Raw genomic sequence first — 19,595 nt, forward strand, 5'->3', positions numbered from 1 at the left:
AGGGTGGCTGAGAACAGTTTAAATTTTCCTTCAGAGTTACGTCTGAACAAGCCGGATGATTACAAAAAAGTTTTTGCCAAACCGGTAAAATCCGGCGATCAATATTTTACCTTATTAGCCATCAGGAATGGCCTCGATCATCCTCGGCTGGGTTTGGCAATCGCCAAGAAACAAATTAAAAAGGCCGTGCACCGGAACGCGATCAAACGGGCTGTCAGGGAAAATTTCAGAATGCGGCAGCATAGTTTGGGCAGTATGGATATTGTGGTGCTGGCGCGTAAGGAAGCGGTCGACGCGCCTGTGGAGACATTAAGTCATTCCCTGGAAAAGCATTGGTCAAGACTGGTATCCCGATGCGCTTCGTGCTCATAGCGGTCATCAGGTTTTACAAATACTTCATAAGTCCCCTGCTTGGAAACCACTGCCGGTTTTATCCAAGCTGTTCAACTTATGCCATCGAAGCGCTCCGGCTCCACGGTTTCATGGCTGGTTCCTACCTCACCCTGCGAAGATTATTGAAATGCCACCCTTTCCACGAGGGCGGCATCGATCTTGTCCCGGAAAAATTTGGTAATAATAAGAATGGATAATATAAGATTTCTTCTCATCTTTAGCTTTGGCCTGCTGGTCTTCATGTTATACCAGCAATGGCAGATCGATTACGGCCCGAAGCCGCCCGTTCCTGCGGCAATAGAGAGCGCCGCGACGAACATAAAGGAAGACTTGCCTACCGCAAGCGGCATGCCTGAACAGGCGGCTGCCAGTACTCCGGTACAGGCTAACGTTGCTGCGTCGGCGAGTGCGTCTGCTTCCAAAACCGTCAAAATCAAAACCGACGTGCTAGCGCTCGAAATCGACCTGGCGGGCGGCACCATTCAAAATCTCGATTTGCTTGCTTATCCGGTTCAGCAAAGCAATACGGTCGTCGACGCAGTGCGCCGAATGGCCGGCTTCGAACCTGAAACGATCGACCGTAATCCGGTGCGCATCTTCAACGCCGAACAGGATAAAATTTTTATCGCGCAAAGCGGCTTGATCTCAAGCGAGGGCTCCGTTTCGGCGCCGAACCATTACACCGTGTTTGCAAGCAGCCAAGACAGCTACACGCTGCAAGACGGCCAGGATAGCCTGACCGTGCCGCTAACCTGGACCGACAACAGCGGACTGACAGTGACCAAGGCGTTTACGGTTACGCGCGGCAGCTACGAAATTAAACTCGCGCAAAAAATCGACAACGCATCCGCCAAACCCTGGAGCGGCAGACAGTACAGCCAACTGCTCAGAACGCCTGAAAAACAAAGCAGCGGGAGTGCGCTGGGCGGCATGCGCGCCTACAATGGCGGTGTGATCTACACCGAAAAAGATAAATACAAAAAGATCGATTTCGACGACATGCGCGAAGAGGTGCTTGATACCAACACCAAAGGCGGTTGGGCTGCGTTCATTCAGCATTATTTCGCATCCGCCTGGATTCCTCCGGCCGATCAGGACAATCATTTCTATACCAAATGGTTGCAGCAAGACGACCGTTATGTAATTGGTTCGTACTCGCCGACAGTGACCGTGCCTGCAAACGGTTCGGTAAACCTGACCGCGAGTTTGTTTGCCGGCCCGAAAATTCAGCCGCTGATGGAGAAGGTCGCCAAAGGCTTGGAATTGACCGTCGATTACAGTGTGCTGACTTTCATCGGCAAACCGATTTACGCCTTGTTGAATCATATCCACAATTTCACCCGCAACTGGGGGCTTGCGATCATCGGTGTGACATTCTGCATCAAACTGCTGATGTTTCCGCTGACGCAGGCAAGTTTCCGTTCGATGGCGAAAATGCGCAAGGTTCAGCCGCGCCTGAAAGAATTGCAGGAGCGTTTCGCCGACGACCGCATGCGCCTGAACCAGGAAATGATGGCTCTGTACAAAAAGGAGCAGGTCAACCCGCTCGGCGGCTGTTTGCCGATGCTGTTGCAGATTCCGGTGTTCATGTGTCTGTATTGGGTGCTTGGCGAAACGGTTGAATTCCGTCAGGCGCCGTTCGCGCTTTGGCTGCAGGATTTGTCGGTGCAAGATCCGTTCTACATCCTGCCGTTGATCATGGGCGTCACGATGAAAATCCAGCAGGGCTTGAATCCGACTCCGGTCGATCCGGTGCAGGCGAAAGTCATCAAGATGTTCCCGATCATCTTCACGATCTTCTTCCTGTTCTTCCCGGCAGGACTGGTACTGTACTGGGTGGTCAACAACACCTTGTCGATCTGCCAGCAAATGTACATCAGCAAACAAATCGAAAAAGCCGGACTCGCGTCTTAGTGCAGATCGATTTTAAAGATACCATCGCAGCAATTGCGACACCGCCGGGCAACGGCGGTGTCGGTATCGTTCGAATTTCCGGCAGTCTCGTCACCGAGATTGCCGAACAACTGCTCGCCAAACCTCCGACGCCGAGACTGGCGCAATACACCCCTTTCCTGGATGCCGACCGTACCCTGATCGATTCCGGCATCGCGTTGTATTTTCCGGGGCCTGCCTCTTATACCGGCGAAGACGTGCTTGAGTTACAGGGCCACGGCGGCTCGGTCGTGCTCGACATGGTGCTGCGCCGCGTGCTATCGCTCGGCGCACGGATTGCCGGTCCGGGCGAATTCACCGAACGCGCATTTCTGAACAACAAACTCGATCTGGCTCAGGCCGAAGCGGTCGCCGACCTGATCGAAAGCAGTACCGAACAATCGGCGCGTTCCGCGCAAATGTCGATGCAGGGCGTTTTTTCGATACTGATCAACGATTTGGTGCAAGAGCTGACGGAACTGCGCACCTATGTCGAGGCTGCGATTGATTTCGTCGAGGAAGAAATCGATTTTCTGAGCGACGGCGTCGTCGAAAACCGCATCCTCGCTTTGCTCGGCCGCATCGAGCAAATCCAGCAAACGGCCAAACAGGGGCGCCTTCTCCGCGACGGCATGACCGTCGTGCTGGCCGGCAAACCGAACGCCGGCAAATCGAGCCTGTTGAATGCATTGGCCGGTTTCGAGGCTGCGATCGTGACCGACATCGCCGGCACTACCCGCGACGTGCTGCGCGAAAGGATTCAACTGGATGGCATGCCGCTGCACATCATCGACACCGCGGGGCTTCGGGACAGCGACAACCCAGTCGAGCAGGAAGGCATCCGCCGCGCCCACGCCGAAATCCGCAAGGCCGATCTGATCCTCTTATTGATCGACGTCCAAGAAAGGGACATCGAAGCGCTCCGGCAAAGTCTGCCCGGCAATATTTCGATCACCGAAGTCTATAATAAGATCGATCTGCTCGGCCGTGCGCCGGAAATGATTGAAACCACAATCGGCACGCAAATTTATCTGTCGATCAAAACCGGCGCGGGCATGGATCTCCTGTCCCGCCACCTCAAGCAAAGCGTTGGCTTCAACGACAGGGCAGAACACGTCTTCATCGCCCGCCGCCGCCACCTCGAAGCGCTCAGCCAGGGCCACGCCTTCGTCGCCAGCGCGCTCTATCAACTGCAAAACAACCACGCCGGCGAACTGGTCGCCGAAGACCTGAGACAGGCGCAAAACGAGCTGGCTGAAATCACCGGGCAATTTACGTCCGATGATTTACTGGGCAAAATCTTTTCGAGCTTTTGTATAGGCAAATAATCTCAAGCGACAATATAGTCTGGGTGCTTCTAGCGAAGGGAGGGCGCTGCAGAACCTTGTCTCAAGACTCAGTATTAAGTTTCTGATAGGCCGGCATAGGCGCGATCGCCTCCAACACGACCGGTTCTTCGCCGTGCGGCAAGGCATCGGTCATCAACCCATCAGCCAACTTCGCCGTGGTGGTCTCGACTGTATGCGCCCGATTCGGGCATCGGTTGCGTTTTCGATTCTTGGCGCGGGCGGTGTGCGGCGATCAAAGCGGCATCGACGATCGTCCCTTACCGCAACAACAAGCCTTTGTCGGCCAACAGCGCCGACGTTTCAGCGAACAGTTTGTGCCAACTGATGGCTCTCCAACAGACGCCAAAACCTGAGAATTGTCGTCTCATAGCATACATCTCGTTTGGTAGCGGCGGACCATAGGGAAGAATTGTGTGCCGCCGACGTAAAAAGCAGACAAGCGCCGGGCGATTCTGGAAGGACCATCCGGCACATCAACTCTGACATGAACTGCCTGCCATTGCGTAGGAGGAGCGGCATTATTGCCTCGATTTCGGCGAAAAAACTCGGCGGCATAATCGAGATCACCTTCCGAAAAGAATGGCGGGTTAAAAACCCGCCATATCAAGAATCAGGAATCGCCGTCCGATTCGTAGTGAACGTTTTCTACCGCAACAGGCCTCGATTCGGCTTCGGGACGCTGTTGGCGTTCCGGTTTTGCCGTGTGCTCCTGATGCGACTCGCCGCTCTGGGTTTGCGCAGTATCGTTCGCATAAGCCGACGCTTCCTGCTGGCCTCCGGAGTCGGTGCCGGTTTCGCCGGAGGAACTTGCTTCCTGCCGTCTGTTGCCGGAATGTCTTGAGCGGCGGCGCGGTCCGCGGCGCTTGCCGTTGAATGGCTTTTTTTGCTCGCCATCTGTAGCGGGCGCATCAGCCATTTGAGCTTCTGTTTCAAGTGCCGCAACGCGGATTTCAGCCGGCTGCTCGCCAGGTTCCACTACCGGAGCAGGCAGTTTAGGCTGACGCTCGGCCGCCGGTTTCTGTTGCTGTTGATCGCGCGGAGGACGTGGCGGACGCGCTTCCTGCTTACCCGCGTGCTGCTCCTTGCCTTGTCTCTTTTTGTTCCTGTCGTGCCTTGCCGGTTTGCTTTTCTCGGCCGTTTGCGCCGGTTTCTCCTTGGGCTCCTCGACCGGTTCTTTCGGTGGACCGACCAATTTGTGCCAAAAGCGCTTGATCAGGCTGGCGGCCTCGCTCCGGTTCTGCATCGGCGCCGGGGAGTCGGGAAGGAACTCCTTGATCGCGGCTTTTTCGACACGCTGTCTTTCCTGTTGCGCGAATTCCGGAATCGCGATTTCCTCGGCCTTGATTTGCTGATAGCTGGATTTTTCTTCCGGAGCGTCTTTCTCCTTGATCCGTTCGATATCGTAAGCCGGCGTTTCCAGATGTTTGCTGGGCAGAACGATGATATCGACTTTCAGCCGGTTTTCGATCTGCTCGATGTTGTTGCGCTTTTCATTCAGTAAAAAGGTCGCACAGTCGATCGGCAGATGCGCGATGACCTTTTCGGTGCCTTTCTTCATAGCTTCTTCTTCGATGATACGCAGCACCGATAGGGCGACCGATTCGACATTGCGGATCGTGCCCTGGCCCTTGCAACGCGGGCACGGCAATTGGGTCGAATCGCCAAGCGACGGACGCATTCGCTGCCGCGACATTTCGAGTAAACCGAAGCGTGAAATGCGGCCGGTCTGGATACGGGCGCGGTCGATCTTCAGGGCGTCGCGCAGGCGATTTTCGACCGCGCGCTGGTTCTTGCTGGACATCATGTCGATAAAGTCGATCACGAACAGGCCTCCCGAGTCGCGCAGCCGCAATTGGCGGGCGATTTCGTCGCAAGCTTCGAGATTGGTGTTCAGCGCGGTTTCCTCAATGTCGCTGCCCTTGGTCGCGCGCGCCGAGTTGATGTCGATCGAGGTCAACGCCTCGGTATGGTCGATCACCAGCGCGCCGCCGGACGGCAGCGGCACTTCGCGGCCGTAGGCGAGTTCGATCTGCGATTCGATCTGATAACGGCTGAACAGCGGCACCGAATCCTGGTAGAGTTTGGCCTTGGGCAGGAAATGCGGCATCACCTGTTTCAGGAAGTTTTTGACCAGGTGGAACGATTCCTCGTTATCGATCAGTATTTCGTCGATATTGCCGCGCAAATGGTCGCGCAGCGCGCGAATGATTACGTTGCTTTCCTGGAAAACGAGGAAAGGCGCGGCCTGCTCGGTCGAAGAGCGCTCGATCGCTTCCCACAACTGCATCAGGTAGTTCAAGTCCCATTGCAGTTCCTCGGCATTTTTGCCGCAGCCGGCCGTGCGTACGATCAGGCCCATGCTGTCCGGAATTTCGAGCGCGGCCATCACCTCGCGCAGTTCGCTGCGGGTGTCGCCTTCGATGCGGCGGGAGATGCCGCCGGCCTTCGGATTGTTCGGCATCAGTACCAAATAGGTGCCGGCCAGACTAATATAGGTGGTCAGCGCGGCGCCTTTGTTGCCGCGTTCTTCCTTTTCGATCTGCACCAGGATTTCCTGGCCTTCCTTTAACTGATTCTTGATAGACTTGCGTCCGCCTTCGCTTTCGCCCTCGTCCTGGCTTTGACGGTAAGCCGGCACGATTTCCTTGAACGGCAAAAAGCCGTGTTTATCCGCGCCATAGTTTACGAAAGCCGCTTCAAGGCTCGGTTCGACCCGCGTGATAATGCCTTTGTATATATTCGATTTTTTCTGTTCTTTGGACGGAACCTCTATGTCAAAATCATATAACTTTTGACCATCTACCAAAGCTACCCGCAATTCTTCCGCCTGCGTGGCATTGATAAGCATTCTTTTCATTTTGTATCCTTGTTTATATCCTGCTCCTTGGTCAGATTTTACTCTTGTAGACTTAACGCTGTCCTTTAGCTGGTCCGGCTCGGCGAAACGCATCGAATCCTGGGCGTTAGCGGCCTCCAACGTGATTTGCTTGGCATTGTGGGGCTTATCGCGGGACTGGTATTGGCATCTCAACCAGTCTTTCCGCGGGCAAAAAGATTTGCCGGATTTAAGAGCGCCTCATGCTAAACGGTTGACATGCTTTTTCAATCTTCTTGGTGGTAAACTCTGTCTTCAACAGGTGTTATCAATCGTTCTTTTTAATAATTGTTGTTATTCGTCGGGCTTAATACCCACAAATTCTTCGCCGTCAATGACTTGTGCCCTTGGCTGACCGTGTTGATGGCGGTTCGGGGCGGGTTTACTTAAGAAAAATCCGCCGGGAAAAGGAAGTTCTTATACTATAGCCAGTGTAATATAACAACCTTATCGCTTCACATCAATTTAAACAATCAATCCGGCCGTGATGCTGGTATCATTTAACGCATGAAAGCAGACTCCGCAACCGCATCACCCGCCGTTCAACTGATCGAAATCACCGAAGATAACAACGATCAGCGCCTCGACAATTTTTTACTGACGCGCCTGAAAGGCGTACCGAAAAGCCGCATTTATCGAATTGTCCGTAAAGGCGAGGTGCGGGTCAACAAGGGCCGCGTCGATGTGAATTACCGGCTGATGACCGGCGACATCGTCAGAATTCCGCCGGTCAGGGTCGCCGAAAAAACCGAGCAGGCCTTCGTGCCGCAAACGTTGCGGGACGTGCTGCAAAACGGCATCCTGTACGAAGACGAAGGCTTCCTGGTGATCAATAAGCCGGCGGGGTTCCCGGTGCATGGCGGCAGCGGCATCGACTCGGGTATCATCGAGGGACTCCGGCGGCTCCGGCCCGAGGCCACGTTTCTGGAACTGGTGCACCGGCTCGACCGGGACACCTCCGGCTGCCTGATCATCGCGAAAAAGCGCAGCGCCTTACGCAGATTACACGAATTGTTCCGCGACGATCATGTGCACAAGACCTATCTGGCGCTGCTGGCGGGGCAATGGGCGCGCAAAAAAATGCTCGTGAATGCGCCGCTGCTCAAAAATGTCAACAAAGGCGGCGAACGTATCGTGGTGGTCAGTCAGGCCGGCAAGGAGGCAGAAACTCTGTTCAGACGAATCAAATTGTTCAAAAATGCAACCTTGGTCGAGGCATCGCCGAAAACCGGCCGCACGCATCAAATCCGGGTGCATGCGGCCTGGCTCGGACATCCGATTGTCGGCGACGAACGCTATGGCTTGGCCGACGTGAACAAAACGTTTTACGGCAAGGGATATAAAAGGATGTTTCTGCACGCGCGGGAACTGACTCTTGAACATCCCGCCACCGGAAAAACGATCACATTCGAGGCGCCTTTGCCGCCGCAATTGCAGGGCTTGCTGGACCATGAAGAACCGGTTTGATTTATTGATTTTCGATTGGGACGGCACGCTGATGGACTCGATCGGCTGGATCGTGCATTGCATGCAGACCGCCGCCGGGCAGCTCGGCTGCCCAATTCCGACGCCCGAGGCCGCCAAGGATGTAATTGGTCTGAGCATCATTCGCGCGATGGACACGTTGTTTCCCGACGCCGGCCCTGAGCTTCGGGAACAATTGGTGCGCCGTTACAGTCAAGAATATGCGTCCAGACACTTAGGGCCCGACGACTTGTTCGCGGGAGTTCGAGAAATGCTGGAGGAACTGAACGGCGCGGGCTATCGCCTGGCGGTAGCGACCGGTAAGACGCGAGCCGGCTTGCAAAAAGCGCTGCAGGCGACCGGCACCGAAGAGCTTTTTTGTATTACCCGCGCGGCGGACGAAACCGCGTCCAAACCCGATCCTCTTATGCTGTTGGAAATCATCAGTCAGGTCGATGTGGCGCCCGAGCGGGCGCTGATGATCGGCGATTCGATCCACGACTTGCAAATGGCGCAAAATGCCCAAATATCTGCGATCGGCGTTTGCTGCGGCGCCCATTCCGAAGAAATACTGCAACAATATCGGCCGTTGCTATGCTTACAGCAACCGGCCGAGCTGCTGACCATCATTTGAGGTAACCATGAGCGAAAATCAACAAGACAAACCAAGCGCGAGTCCAACCGGCGATACGGGCTGGGAGCGCGCCGTAATCGAAAAAGTCGCGCTGGCAGCGATCGAAGAGCAGGCCAAGGCGCGCCGCTGGGGTATCGTTTTTAAATCCGCGAGCTTTTTATATCTGACCGTGCTGATTGGCATCGCAGTGTTTCCGTCGTTGAAAAAGGACATCGGCAGCGGAGACAAGGAGCATACCGCGGTAATCGATGTGGTCGGCATGATAGCGGAAGACAAGGCCGCCAACGCCGATACGATCATCAAAAGCCTGCGCAAGGCGGTCAAGGACGAAAATACCAAGGGCGTGATTCTGCATGCGAATTCGCCGGGCGGCAGTCCGGTGCAGTCGAATTACGTCTATGAAGAGATCCGTAAAATCAAAAAAGAATACCCGAAAACGCCGATCTATGCGGTCGTTGGCGACATCTGCGCCTCGGGTTGCTATTACATCGCTTCGGCCAGCGACAAGATTTTCGTCAGCCAGGCCAGCCTGATCGGCTCGATCGGCGTGATCATGGACGGCTTCGGCTTTGTCGATACGATGCAAAAATTCGGTGTCGAACGGCGGGTGTTGACCGCGGGCACGCATAAGGCGATGCTCGATCCGTTTTCGCCGCGCAAAGACGATGAAACCCAATTCATGCAAAGATTGCTCGAACAGGTGCATCAGCAGTTCATCAAAGCCGTCAAGGACGGCCGCGGCAACCGCCTGAAGGAATCGCCGGAGTTATTTTCAGGCCTGATCTGGACCGGCGAGGAAGGCGTCAAACTCGGCATCGCCGATGCCTACGGCAATGACGATTCTGTCGCCAAAGATATTATCGGCGCCAACAAATTGGTCGATTTTACCGAGCAGGAAAGCCTGCTTGACCGGATGGCCGGCAAATTAGGCGCTTCATTCGTCCACGCAATCGGCAGCGTAGCCCAAAATTGGGAGCTGAAATAAACGGGTTCAGGGCTTATTCAGTCAGCTTGATTATGCTATTACGCCATTATTGATAGTATTTTCAGTTCGCTGTATTCCGCTTCGCGCGATCGGAACGGAATGTCGGCGGACTTTGGCCCCGGACTTTTATGAAACAGTTAATCTTAGTGTTGGTGTTATCCGCATCGTTGACCTGTCGCGCAGCAGCCGACGAATTCATGGTCAGGATCAGCCTCGATCAGGCGACTCGGCAGGTGCTGGGCAGCGGCAACCACCGCGTGCTGGGGGCGCAAACGCTCATGATCAACGGCCGCGAAGTGCACGTGATTAAAGTGCTGACGCATGACGGGCGCATCCGCTATTTTCGGATCGACGCCGAAACCGGCGCGTTGCTAAGTTAATCGTCAAGGAAAACGGAGCCATCATGCGTATTCTGGTAGTTGAAGACGAACAACAATTGTGCGAGCAAATTCAACAATTCCTGGCTGACAAGGGCTTTGCGGTCGATAAGGCGCACACGGGCCGAGACGGTTTTTTCATGGGCAAGGAATACCCGATCGACGCCGCGATCATCGATATCGGCCTGCCCGATTTCTCGGGGATAGAATTGATCCAGCGCCTGCGCAAAAGCAAGATCAGCGTGCCGATCCTGATTCTGACCGCGCGTAGCCGCTGGCAGGAAAAGGTCGAAGGCCTAGAGGCCGGCGCGGACGACTATCTGGTCAAGCCGTTTCATTACGAAGAACTGCTGGCCCGGATCAATGCGCTGCTCAGGAGGTCGGTCGGCCAGGCCCATCCGGTGTTGACCCACGACAATATCGAACTCGATACGGTCGCGCAGGAGGTCACCGTTTCAGGCGTCAAGCTCGAACTGACCGCCTACGAATACAAGGTGCTCGAATATTTGATGTTCAGGAAGGGCGAACTGATCTCCAAATCAGTGCTGACTCAGCATATTTACGACGAGGATTTCGACCGCGACAGCAATGTGATCGAAGTATTCATCGGCCGTTTGCGCAAAAAACTCGATCCCGACGGCACCCGCAAACCGATCGAAACACTACGCGGGCGCGGTTATCGGATTCCGGTCGAACATACCTGAACGGATTGCGACGAACCGTTAGCAAAATTGAGCACAGTTGCGATTTTCCGCAAAAACATCCGCTTCAGACACTCTGTTTGTCAGTAGATGTTTTCGTTGACGGTCGCGACTTCCTGCCATGACACAGCCTCCCCAAAAACCAAACTGCCGGTTTGAAAATTCCGCCGAGTTCCGTTTTTACGAAGAGTTAAACGATTTTTTGCGCCCGGCGCAGCGCAAGCATACGTTGATTTACCGATTCAATGGCAATCCGGGCATCAAGGATCCGATCGAAGTGTTCGGGGTGCCACATAGCGAGGTCGATTTGATCCTCGTGAACGGTGAATCAGTCGGCTTCGGCTATCAACTCGAAAATGCGGACCGGGTTGCGGTATATCCGGTGTTCGAGGGCTTCGATATTGCTCCGATTATCAAATTGCGCGCGGCGCCGTTACGAAGAATGGCATTTGTCGTCGACGTGAATCTGGGCAAGCTGGCTAAACTGTTGCGCTTGTTCGGATTCGACACGGTGTTTACGAATGCCTTGAATGACACGGAAATCGCCGCGATTTCAGTCGAACAGCAACGCATCGTGCTGACCCGCGACCGGCGGCTGTTATTTGCAAAAGCGATCATACATGGCTATTGGGTGCGTGCGGTCGATCCTTTGCAGCAACTCGCGGAAGTGATTCAGCGTTTCGATTTGGCGCATCAGCTCAGGCCATTTTGCCGTTGCACGGCTTGCAACGGCTTGATCGAGCCGGTCGAAAAGCAGGCGGTTCTGGATTTATTGGCGCCGAAGACGCGGTTGTATTATGAACGTTTTTACCGTTGCCAAGTCTGCGGGAAGGTGTATTGGGAAGGTTCGCATATCGACCACATTCGGCAGCGCTTTGCCGGCTATTTGAGCGGTACGGCGACTTAGTGCAATTCCCGGTGTCGGACGATCACGTTCAGGCGCGGACTGCGAAAGCGTTTGGCGAGCGAGTCGATCAGATAGACCGAGCGGTGTTGACCCCCAGTGCAGCCGACCGCGATGGTCAGATAGCTGCGGCCTTCGGCTTCGAAACGGGTAACCCAGCGTTCGAGAAAACCGACGATGTCGAGATAAAATTCATTGACCAGGGGCTGGCTTTTGAGAAATTCGATCACCGCCTTATCCTTGCCGGTCAGTCCCCGCAGTTCCGGCAGCCAGTAAGGATTGGGCAGGCTGCGCGCGTCGAACACGAAATCGGCGTCCAACGGGATACCGTGCTTGAAACCGAAAGATTGAAATTGCAGCGAGATTTGCCGGCTGTCGCGCTCGCCGATCTGATTCTGGATCAGTTCGCGCAACTCATGGTAATGCATTCGACTGGTGTCGATCACGAAACTCGCATAACGCGCGACCGGCGTCAGTAGTTCCTTTTCCATCCGTAGGGCTTCCTTGAGCGGCGTATTGAAATCGGTCAAGGGATGTCTACGGCGCGTTTCGCTGTAACGCTTCAGCAGCACCGATTCATCGGCCTGCATGAAGATCACTTCGCAATCGATTTTTTTCTTGCGAATGAGGTTCATGGTCTCGGAAAAATTCAGCAGATCGTCCGAGGGATTGCGGGAGTCGATCCCGATCGCGGTCTTTCCGTAAGTTGTTTTATCTGCCGGCATCACATGGTTGATAAAATCATCCAGTAATGAGACCGGCAGGTTGTCGATACAATAATAGCCGCAGTCCTCCAAAGTATCGAGGGCGATGCTTTTGCCTGAGCCTGAAAGTCCGCTGACGATCAATAGTTTCATGAGGTGGCCAAGGTTCAGGGGACAAGGCTCAAGGTGGGCAAGCTAGAGCGCTTGCCTTACTCGTTGCGCCTTGTTCCCTGTAACCGCTTTATCAATGTCCCAAGTGCTTTTCTTTATGCTTGATGATTTGGCGATCCAACTTGTCAACCATGTTGTCGATCGCGACATACATGTCGTCCTGATGGTCTTCGGCGAATAATTTCGCCCCGCTGATTTGCAGGGTCGCCTCAGCTTTATGGATCAATTTCTCGACTGCCAGAATGACGTGGACGTCCGTGACGTTGTCAAAATGGCGGGCCAGCTTTTCAAACTTCGAATCGACGTGCGCTTTCAGCGAGTCGGTAACTTCGAGATGATGGCCGGTAACGATGACGTGCATAGTAAACTCCTCTTTTGTTAAATGATTGTTATGCGCCTGCCTACATAATACGTTTTCTTTCGCTTGATGAAGCGATTAGCATCGCTTCGCGATATTTCGCAATGGTCCTGCGGGCAACCTGAATGCCCTTTTCTTGTAGCAGTTCGGCTATTTTACTATCACTGAGCGGTTTTGCCGGATTTTCATTGCCGATTAATTCTTTGATGAATGCGCGGATAGCGGTTGACGAGCATTCGCCGCCGCCTTCGGTCGAAACGTGGCTGGAAAAGAAATATTTGAATTCGAAGATGCCGCGCGGGGTGTGCATGTATTTTTGGGTCGTCACGCGCGAGATGGTGGATTCGTGCAGATCGAGTTCCTCGGCAATTTCCTTCAACACCATCGGCTTCATCGCGATCGAGCCGTGCTCGAGAAAGCCGGTCTGTTTTTCGACGATGCTGCGGGCGACCCTGAGCAGCGTGTCGTTGCGGCTATTCAGGCTCTTGATGAACCAGCGCGCTTCCTGCAGATGGTCCTTCATGCAGACGTTGTCCTTGCTGTCGTCCGCGCGCTTGATTAGCGCCGAATAATACGGATTGATGCGCAGTTTCGGCGCGATGTCGGGATTCAGGTTGACCTGCCAGCGTCCGTTCTTTTTGGCCACATAGACATCCGGAATCACATAACTCGATTCGGATTCCTGGATTTTGGCGCCGGGCTTCGGGTCGAGCGTCCGGATCAGCGCAACCGCGGCACTGAGTTGCTGTTCGCCGAGATTCAATTTACGCATCAGTTTGTTGCGTTCCTGTGTAGCCAGCAAATCCAGGTGTTGAGTGACGATACGCAAAGCATCGCCGCGGTAAAGCGTATCTTCGGGCAACTGCTCCAACTGCAGGCGCAGGCTGTCGGCCAGGTCGGCCGCCGCAATGCCGGGTGGGTCGAAATGTTGAATCCGATGCAGCACCGCATTCACTTCGTCGAAATCGAGATCGTCGATCTGACTTTGCAGGCCCTCGAAAATATCTTCTATGGGGCTGGTCAGATAGCCTTCTTGATCGATCGAGTCGATGATCGCGAGCGCGATCGCATGGTCGCGTTCGCTGAATTTGGTCAGATCGACCTGCCACAGCAGATGATCGAGCAGGGTCGAGGATTTGCTGCGTTGGGTTTCAAAATCCTGGTCGTCGGCACTGTCATTACCACTCCATTCGGGCGTGGCGTCGAAGATATCTTCCCAAGAAGAATCGAGCGGCAATTCGTCGGGAATATCGGTTTGCGAACCCTCGCTGGTCACCGTGTCGGTCGTGTCGATCTTTTTTTCGGGTATCGGTTCGAGTGTTTGCGGGTTATGCTCGTCTTCGCCGAGTTCCAGCATCATGTTCGATTCGAGCGCCTGTTCGATTTCCTGCTGCAAATCGAGCGTCGACATTTGCAATAGACGAATTGCTTGCTGCAATTGCGGCGTCATCGTCATTTGCTGGCCGAGCTTGAAATGGAGCGACTGTTTCATGACGGTGAATTTATCATAATGAGTGATTTAAAGACTAAAGTTGTTGCCGAGATACACTTTGCGCACTTCTTCATTGGCGACGATCGCATCGGCCCCGCCTTCGGCGATGACCTTGCCATCGCTAAGTATATACGCCCTGTCGCAAATACCCAGCGTTTCCCGGACATTGTGCTCGGTGATCAGGATTCCGATACCCCGGTCTTTCAGATGGATGATGATATTTTTGATGTCTTCGACCGAAATCGGATCGACACCGGCGAAGGGTTCGTCGAGCAGGATGAAGCGCGGATTGCAGGCCAAGGCCCTGGCGATTTCGAGTCGCCGCCGCTCACCGCCCGACAGGCTCATGGCCATCTGCTTGCGCAGACGCGGAATATGCAGTTCTTCCAGAAGATCCTCAATGGCCAGATCGATTTGTCCGCGGGTCAGATCTCCGCGCAACTCCAGCACCGCGCGGATATTGTCCGAGACGCTGAGTTTACGGAAGATGGACGGTTCCTGCGGCAGATAACCGATGCCCAATTGGGCGCGTAAATACATCGGGTGGTGGGTGATGTCGAGCGAATCGAGCGTGATTTCACCCCCATCGGCCTTGACCAGGCCGACCATCATATAAAAACTGGTGGTTTTGCCGGCGCCGTTCGGCCCCAAAAGCCCTACGACCTCGCCGGTATTCACCTCGAGTGAGACGCCTTTCACGACATGGCGCTGATTGTAATTCTTGATCAGTTGATTGGCGGCGAGTCGGGTCATCGCGTTTTACTTTTTCGCTTTCGGTTGCAAGGTCACGCGCACGCGTTTGGAGTCGGTCGATTTATCGCCGGCCTTGACCAGCGAGGTATTGATATCGTATTCGATATAATCGCTTGCATAGGTGCCGGTACCTTGTTTGACCGTGGCGTTATTTTTCAGGATCAGCAGGTTTTTTTTCGGATAATACTCGCCGATCAGCGCATCGCCGATGATGTCTTCCTTGCCCGGGCTCGGTGTTTGTTTGAAGTGGGCAGGATTGCCGGTAAACACCAGTTTTTCCGCATCGCCATCGACAAAATGCACGACCAGCTTGTCCGAATTGACCTTGATGCTGCCCTGGATCGATACTACATCACCGGTGTAGATGCTGACCGCGGCCTTGTCGTCATAGGTCGCGGTATTCGAATCGATCGTGATCGGTTGTTCGGCGTCGGTCGCCAAGGCGTGCGCGGCGGCACCGTAAAAAACGGACAGCAGTAGACCCAGGCTTAAATAACCGCTAAGTTTATTTGGTTCCATATTTTCCCTGCACTTTCGACAGCAATTGCAGATGTACCGGCTGTTCGAATACCAGTTTCATGCCGACGCCGGTGGTGCGGTTCGGCGGACTGATCAATTCGGCCCAGGCATCGGTCTCGGCGTAATGCGTTTCCGGTTTGACTCTGACATTGGAGGTATTGATGGTCAAGGGCCTGACGCCCGTGCCTTTATCTCTGCTTACTGTAACCTTGCCGTTCATTTGCAAATTCTTGCCGTCCGCGGACAAAATGCCCGTTTCCGCATTGATGACCCAGGGAGGCGCCGTTTCATTATGGAAAAACATCAGCGGTTTGTCCAAATGCGTCGTGCCGTCATCGCTGTAATGGGTCATCCGGTCGGCGGTCAGTTTGCTTTTTAGCAGGCCGTTATCGCCCATCTCCCATTTGTGGTAGCCGGTGCTGAAATAATCCGGGCTGTGCGGCGGCACGACCATCAGTCCTTCCTTCTCGGTGACGGTCAGTTCGACCAGTCCCCAGCTCAACAGGGCGAGCGCGGCAAGGTACAGATGAAAGCGAAAATGCCGCAACCTCATTGCAAATAACTGTCCAAAATCGCTTCATAACTGCCCTGCGCCTGCATGATCAGGTCGCAGACTTCGCGGACTGCACCGCGCCCGCCTTGCAGCGTCGTGCACCAGTCGGCGCGCACCTTCACGTCGGGATGCGCGTCATTGACCGCGATCGCGAGGCCGACCTTGATCATCAGCGGCAAGTCCAGCAAATCATCGCCGACATAGGCGGCCTGCTCCTGCGTGTACCCGGTTTTGCCGAGCAAGTCCTCGAACGCCTGGCGTTTGTTTTCGTGGCCCTGGTACACATAGTCGATGCCGAGCATCTTCATCCTGAGCGCGACCGATTTGGATTTGCGCCCCGAAATGATACCGACGTCCACGCCGGTACGTTTGAGCAGTTTGATGCCGTGGCCGTCGCGGGCATGAAAAGACTTGTATTCGTTACCGAAAAAATCGAAAAACAGCCGGCCGTCGGTCAATACGCCATCGACGTCGAGCACCAATAATTTGATCTTTTTGGCTTTGTCAATCACTTTTTGCATGGGTAATCCTTAGACGATACCGGCCCGGATCAGGTCGTGCATGTTCAACGCGCCGACCGCGCGGCGTTCCCGATCAATTACGATCAACGCATTGATCCGTTTTTGCTCCATGATCTGCATCGCTTCAGCCGCCATCGTGTCGATACCGATGGTCGTGCAATGGGCGGTCATCACCGTGTCGATGCGGGTGCTATGGATGTCCGGATTCTTGCCGAGCATGCGCCGTAAATCACCGTCGGTAAAAATGCCCGCCACTTTGCTATCGGCATCGACGATCGCGGTCATGCCGAGTTTCTTCTCGGTCATTTCGAGCAGCGCCTCGCTGATCAGCGCGGTCTCGCGCACCGCCGGCATCTCGGCGCCGGTGTGCATGATGTCGCTGACCCGCAGCAGCAGGCGTTTGCCGAGGCTGCCGCCCGGATGCGACAGCGCGAAATCGTCGCGGGTAAAGCCGCGGGCCTCCAGCAGAGACACCGCGAGTGCGTCGCCCATCGCCAGCGCGGCGGTCGTGCTCGAGGTCGGCGCCAAGCCGAGCGGGCAGGCTTCCTGCGCGACGCCGACATCGATATGCACGGTCGCCAGCGTCCCCAAGGTCGATGCCGGATTGCCGGTCATCGCGATCAACGGCACGCCGAGGCGCTTGATGATCGGCAGAATCGTCAACACTTCCTCGGTTTCGCCGGAATTGGACAGCGCCAACACCACATCCTGCTTTGTGATCATGCCCAAATCGCCGTGGCTGGCCTCGCCCGGATGTACGAAAAACGCCGGTGTGCCGGTGCTGGCCAAAGTCGCGGCGATTTTGCCGGCGATATGCCCCGATTTGCCCATGCCGGTCACGACCACACGGCCGTTGCAGGCAAACATCAGCCGGCAAGCAGCGGTAAAATGCTCGTCGATGCGTTCGGCCAGCGCCGCAACGGCTTGAGATTCCACTTGAATCACCGCCAGCGCCAATACGCGCAGTTCCTGATCGTGCAGCATCATCTGCGGGGACGGCGGCCGGGCCGCGGCATTAAAGTCATTGGCAAGTGTCGGTTGAGCATTTAAAAACGCCCATTATGACATGATTAGCCGGGTAATGGTCTACGGGCGCAACGTTAAAATCGGCAAACGGCGGCCGGCATGTACTACTTGATCGTGAATCCGGCGTGGCCCGATGCCGGCCGATCACGCCGCGCGCCATTATGACATTACCGTTAAAAGCCTCATAGTTTATTGACTTTATAGAGATTATTCAGTGACAATAGAGAGTTTATATCGTCGAACCCAAACCGAAAGCCGCGCATGGAAAACAGCGTAAAACAACAAGACAATCTGGTCGGTGTGCGCAAGCTGTCGTTTTCGCGCGGCGAAAAAAAAATTTTTGACGACATCACGCTGGATATCGAGCGCGGCAAGGTCACCGCAATCATGGGTCCTAGCGGCACCGGCAAAACAACCTTGTTGAGGCTGATCGGCGGACAGTTGACGCCGGCTTCGGGTTCGATTCATGTCGACGGGCAGAATGTGCACCGGCTGCGCCGGGCGGAATTGTACAATCTCAGGAAACGCATCGGCATGCTGTTTCAAAGCGGCGCGTTGCTGACCGACATGAATGTTTTCGACAACGTCGCGTTTCCGCTTCGCGAACATACGCGACTGCCCGAATCGATGATCCGCACGCTGGTGCTGATGAAACTGCATGCGGTGGGCCTGCGCGGCGCGCGCGATCTGATGCCGAACGAATTGTCCGGCGGCATGGCCCGGCGGATCGCGCTGGCCCGGGCGATCGCACTCGATCCGATGATGATCATGTACGACGAACCGTTTACCGGGCAAGACCCGATTTCGATGGGCGCATTGGTGCATCTGATCAAATCGCTGAATACGACCCTCGGCCTGACCAGCATCATCGTCTCGCACGACGTACACGAAACGATGGCGATTGCGGACTATATCTATCTGATTTCGGGCGGTAAAATTGTCGGGCATGGCTCCCCCGAAGAAATCAGGCAATCCCCGTCCGACTGGGTGCAGCAGTTCATGACCGGCGCGGCGGACGGCCCGGTGCATTTCCACTATCCAGCCAAAGACTATTTCGACGATCTAGTCGCGACAGGAAAGCGTTACTGATTTTCGGAGCGATGATTAAATTTCTGAACATTCTGGGCAAGACGACCACGGCTAGTTTTACCAAGCTGGGCCGAGGCTCCTATTTTCTGCTGGAAACTCTGACGGGCATCATCGATGTGATGCCGCGTCCGCGTTTGCTGATCAACCAGGTCTATTCCGTCGGTGTACTGTCGTTCCTGATCATCGTGATCTCGGGGCTGTTCGTCGGCATGGTGCTCGGTCTGCAAGGCTATTACATCCTGTCCGATTTCGGAGCGGAAGAAACCCTGGGTTTAATGGTCGCGGCGTCTCTGGTCAGAGAATTGGGCCCGGTGGTGACCGCCTTGTTATTCGCGGGCCGCGCGGGTTCCGCTTTGACTGCCGAGATAGGCTTGATGAAGGCGACCGAACAACTTTCGGGCATGGAGATGATGGCGGTCGATCCGATCAAGCGGATCATCACGCCGCGCTTTCTGGCCGGCTTCATCGCGATGCCTCTTTTGGCGGCACTGTTCAGCGCGGTCGGCATCATCGGCGGGCAAATGGTCGGCACCGGACTGCTCGGCGTCGATGACGGCGCTTACTGGTCACAAATGCGGGCCAATATCGATTTCCACGACGACATAGTGAACGGCGTGATCAAAAGCATCGTGTTCGGATTCGTGACTACCTGGATCGCTCTGTTCGAAGGCTACGACACCGTGCCGACTTCCGAAGGTGTCAGTCGCGCAACCACCCGCACCGTAGTCAACTCGGCGTTCAGTATTTTGGGTCTCGACTTTATCTTGACCGCAATGATGTTTGGAGATCATTAAC

General features: G+C 54.9%; 21 protein-coding genes. 12 read left to right on the top strand and 9 right to left on the bottom strand.

Features of this window, described 5'->3' with window-relative positions:
- The first annotated feature begins 3 nt into the window (after positions 1-3).
- From rnpA to mnmE, 4 genes are read left to right on the top strand one after another with little or no spacing between them, the layout of a single operon-like run.
- Entirely contained in the window at positions 4-372 is a 369-nt protein-coding gene (rnpA, locus tag U2W12_RS13445) for a ribonuclease P protein component (protein ID WP_326501203.1), read from the top strand.
- Positions 354-590: a membrane protein insertion efficiency factor YidD gene (yidD, locus tag U2W12_RS13450; RefSeq protein WP_326501204.1), complete on the top strand. Its 237-nt coding sequence runs from the start codon at positions 354-356 to the stop codon at positions 588-590. Before rnpA ends, yidD begins: the two co-directional genes overlap by 19 nt.
- Entirely contained in the window at positions 583-2,307 is a 1,725-nt protein-coding gene (gene yidC / locus U2W12_RS13455; protein WP_326501205.1) for a membrane protein insertase YidC, read from the top strand. The genes yidD and yidC overlap by 8 nt, the downstream gene beginning before the upstream one ends.
- Positions 2,307-3,653 (top strand): tRNA uridine-5-carboxymethylaminomethyl(34) synthesis GTPase MnmE, encoded by a 1,347-nt coding sequence (gene mnmE / locus U2W12_RS13460; RefSeq protein ID WP_326501206.1) that lies wholly within the window; start codon positions 2,307-2,309, stop codon positions 3,651-3,653. Before yidC ends, mnmE begins: the two co-directional genes overlap by 1 nt.
- Before the next feature lie 631 nt (positions 3,654-4,284).
- On the opposite strand, the gene U2W12_RS13465 is transcribed toward mnmE, so the two are convergent.
- Positions 4,285-6,531, bottom strand: a complete 2,247-nt coding sequence (locus U2W12_RS13465) for an Rne/Rng family ribonuclease (protein ID WP_326501207.1) — start codon at positions 6,529-6,531, stop codon at positions 4,285-4,287.
- 525 nt (positions 6,532-7,056) lie between these two features.
- Between U2W12_RS13465 and rluC the strand changes: the two genes are divergently transcribed.
- The 6 genes from rluC to U2W12_RS13495 all read left to right on the top strand — a co-directional run bounded on the left by rluC (position 7,057) and on the right by U2W12_RS13495 (position 11,617).
- On the top strand, positions 7,057-8,016 hold the full coding sequence (gene rluC, locus U2W12_RS13470) for a 23S rRNA pseudouridine(955/2504/2580) synthase RluC (protein WP_326501208.1): 960 nt from the start codon (positions 7,057-7,059) through the stop codon (positions 8,014-8,016).
- A complete protein-coding gene (locus tag U2W12_RS13475) occupies positions 8,000-8,647 on the top strand; it encodes an HAD-IA family hydrolase (protein ID WP_326501209.1) in 648 nt (215 codons plus the stop codon). Before rluC ends, U2W12_RS13475 begins: the two co-directional genes overlap by 17 nt.
- Positions 8,648-8,654: 7 nt before the next feature.
- Entirely contained in the window at positions 8,655-9,632 is a 978-nt protein-coding gene (sppA, locus tag U2W12_RS13480; protein ID WP_326501210.1) for a signal peptide peptidase SppA, read from the top strand.
- A 128-nt stretch (positions 9,633-9,760) separates the two neighbouring features.
- Positions 9,761-10,012 (top strand): PepSY domain-containing protein, encoded by a 252-nt coding sequence (locus tag U2W12_RS13485; protein WP_326501211.1) that lies wholly within the window; start codon positions 9,761-9,763, stop codon positions 10,010-10,012.
- A 23-nt stretch (positions 10,013-10,035) separates the two neighbouring features.
- The gene (locus U2W12_RS13490) at positions 10,036-10,713 is read left to right on the top strand and encodes a response regulator transcription factor (protein WP_326501212.1); all 678 of its coding nucleotides are present in this window, start codon (positions 10,036-10,038) and stop codon (positions 10,711-10,713) included.
- A 118-nt stretch (positions 10,714-10,831) separates the two neighbouring features.
- Positions 10,832-11,617, top strand: a complete 786-nt coding sequence (locus tag U2W12_RS13495; protein WP_326501213.1) for a Mut7-C RNAse domain-containing protein — start codon at positions 10,832-10,834, stop codon at positions 11,615-11,617.
- On the opposite strand, the gene rapZ is transcribed toward U2W12_RS13495, so the two are convergent.
- From rapZ to U2W12_RS13535, 8 genes are all read right to left on the bottom strand, one after another.
- Positions 11,614-12,471: an RNase adapter RapZ gene (rapZ, locus tag U2W12_RS13500; RefSeq protein ID WP_326501214.1), complete on the bottom strand. Its 858-nt coding sequence runs from the start codon at positions 12,469-12,471 to the stop codon at positions 11,614-11,616. The two genes, U2W12_RS13495 and rapZ, sit on opposite strands and share 4 nt — an antisense overlap.
- A 91-nt stretch (positions 12,472-12,562) precedes the next feature.
- On the bottom strand, positions 12,563-12,850 hold the full coding sequence (raiA, locus tag U2W12_RS13505; protein ID WP_326501215.1) for a ribosome-associated translation inhibitor RaiA: 288 nt from the start codon (positions 12,848-12,850) through the stop codon (positions 12,563-12,565).
- A gap of 40 nt (positions 12,851-12,890) precedes the next feature.
- Positions 12,891-14,339 carry an RNA polymerase factor sigma-54 gene (locus tag U2W12_RS13510; RefSeq protein WP_326501216.1) on the bottom strand — a complete coding sequence of 483 codons (1,449 nt, stop codon included), beginning with the start codon at positions 14,337-14,339 and terminating at the stop codon, positions 12,891-12,893.
- A 27-nt stretch (positions 14,340-14,366) separates the two neighbouring features.
- A complete protein-coding gene (gene lptB, locus U2W12_RS13515; protein ID WP_326501217.1) occupies positions 14,367-15,092 on the bottom strand; it encodes an LPS export ABC transporter ATP-binding protein in 726 nt (241 codons plus the stop codon).
- A gap of 6 nt (positions 15,093-15,098) precedes the next feature.
- On the bottom strand, positions 15,099-15,611 hold the full coding sequence (lptA, locus tag U2W12_RS13520; RefSeq protein WP_326501218.1) for a lipopolysaccharide transport periplasmic protein LptA: 513 nt from the start codon (positions 15,609-15,611) through the stop codon (positions 15,099-15,101).
- Positions 15,598-16,164 carry an LPS export ABC transporter periplasmic protein LptC gene (gene lptC / locus U2W12_RS13525; protein ID WP_326501219.1) on the bottom strand — a complete coding sequence of 189 codons (567 nt, stop codon included), beginning with the start codon at positions 16,162-16,164 and terminating at the stop codon, positions 15,598-15,600. Before lptC ends, lptA begins: the two co-directional genes overlap by 14 nt.
- A complete protein-coding gene (kdsC, locus tag U2W12_RS13530; RefSeq protein ID WP_326501220.1) occupies positions 16,161-16,685 on the bottom strand; it encodes a 3-deoxy-manno-octulosonate-8-phosphatase KdsC in 525 nt (174 codons plus the stop codon). The genes lptC and kdsC overlap by 4 nt, the downstream gene beginning before the upstream one ends.
- 9 nt (positions 16,686-16,694) lie before the next feature.
- A complete protein-coding gene (locus U2W12_RS13535; protein WP_326501221.1) occupies positions 16,695-17,672 on the bottom strand; it encodes a KpsF/GutQ family sugar-phosphate isomerase in 978 nt (325 codons plus the stop codon).
- Between the two features lie 300 nt (positions 17,673-17,972).
- Here U2W12_RS13535 and U2W12_RS13540 point away from each other — a divergent pair, with 300 nt between their 5' ends.
- Complete coding sequence (locus U2W12_RS13540) at positions 17,973-18,800, top strand: ATP-binding cassette domain-containing protein (protein WP_326501222.1); 828 nt, start codon at positions 17,973-17,975, stop codon at positions 18,798-18,800.
- 11 nt (positions 18,801-18,811) lie between these two features.
- Positions 18,812-19,594 (top strand): lipid asymmetry maintenance ABC transporter permease subunit MlaE, encoded by a 783-nt coding sequence (gene mlaE, locus U2W12_RS13545; RefSeq protein WP_326501223.1) that lies wholly within the window; start codon positions 18,812-18,814, stop codon positions 19,592-19,594.
- Position 19,595 lies beyond the last annotated feature (1 nt).

The organism is Methylomicrobium sp. Wu6, from assembly GCF_035916875.1.
Taxonomy (GTDB): domain Bacteria; phylum Pseudomonadota; class Gammaproteobacteria; order Methylococcales; family Methylomonadaceae; genus Methylomicrobium.

Excerpts from the sequence above, each read along its gene's own strand:
- yidD (WP_326501204.1), top strand. The coding sequence starts at position 354 with ATGCGCTTCGTGCTCATAGCGGTCATCAGGTTTTACAAATACTTCATA.
- yidC (WP_326501205.1), top strand. The coding sequence starts at position 583 with ATGGATAATATAAGATTTCTTCTCATCTTTAGCTTTGGCCTGCTGGTC.
- U2W12_RS13465 (WP_326501207.1), bottom strand. The coding sequence starts at position 6,531 with ATGAAAAGAATGCTTATCAATGCCACGCAGGCGGAAGAATTGCGGGTA.
- rluC (WP_326501208.1), top strand. The coding sequence starts at position 7,057 with ATGAAAGCAGACTCCGCAACCGCATCACCCGCCGTTCAACTGATCGAA.
- U2W12_RS13475 (WP_326501209.1), top strand. The coding sequence starts at position 8,000 with ATGAAGAACCGGTTTGATTTATTGATTTTCGATTGGGACGGCACGCTG.
- sppA (WP_326501210.1), top strand. The coding sequence starts at position 8,655 with ATGAGCGAAAATCAACAAGACAAACCAAGCGCGAGTCCAACCGGCGAT.
- U2W12_RS13485 (WP_326501211.1), top strand. The coding sequence starts at position 9,761 with ATGAAACAGTTAATCTTAGTGTTGGTGTTATCCGCATCGTTGACCTGT.
- U2W12_RS13490 (WP_326501212.1), top strand. The coding sequence starts at position 10,036 with ATGCGTATTCTGGTAGTTGAAGACGAACAACAATTGTGCGAGCAAATT.
- U2W12_RS13495 (WP_326501213.1), top strand. The coding sequence starts at position 10,832 with ATGACACAGCCTCCCCAAAAACCAAACTGCCGGTTTGAAAATTCCGCC.
- rapZ (WP_326501214.1), bottom strand. The coding sequence starts at position 12,471 with ATGAAACTATTGATCGTCAGCGGACTTTCAGGCTCAGGCAAAAGCATC.
- raiA (WP_326501215.1), bottom strand. The coding sequence starts at position 12,850 with ATGCACGTCATCGTTACCGGCCATCATCTCGAAGTTACCGACTCGCTG.
- U2W12_RS13510 (WP_326501216.1), bottom strand. The coding sequence starts at position 14,339 with ATGAAACAGTCGCTCCATTTCAAGCTCGGCCAGCAAATGACGATGACG.
- lptB (WP_326501217.1), bottom strand. The coding sequence starts at position 15,092 with ATGACCCGACTCGCCGCCAATCAACTGATCAAGAATTACAATCAGCGC.
- lptA (WP_326501218.1), bottom strand. The coding sequence starts at position 15,611 with ATGGAACCAAATAAACTTAGCGGTTATTTAAGCCTGGGTCTACTGCTG.
- lptC (WP_326501219.1), bottom strand. The coding sequence starts at position 16,164 with ATGAGGTTGCGGCATTTTCGCTTTCATCTGTACCTTGCCGCGCTCGCC.
- kdsC (WP_326501220.1), bottom strand. The coding sequence starts at position 16,685 with ATGCAAAAAGTGATTGACAAAGCCAAAAAGATCAAATTATTGGTGCTC.
- U2W12_RS13535 (WP_326501221.1), bottom strand. The coding sequence starts at position 17,672 with ATGATGCTGCACGATCAGGAACTGCGCGTATTGGCGCTGGCGGTGATT.
- U2W12_RS13540 (WP_326501222.1), top strand. The coding sequence starts at position 17,973 with ATGGAAAACAGCGTAAAACAACAAGACAATCTGGTCGGTGTGCGCAAG.
- mlaE (WP_326501223.1), top strand. The coding sequence starts at position 18,812 with ATGATTAAATTTCTGAACATTCTGGGCAAGACGACCACGGCTAGTTTT.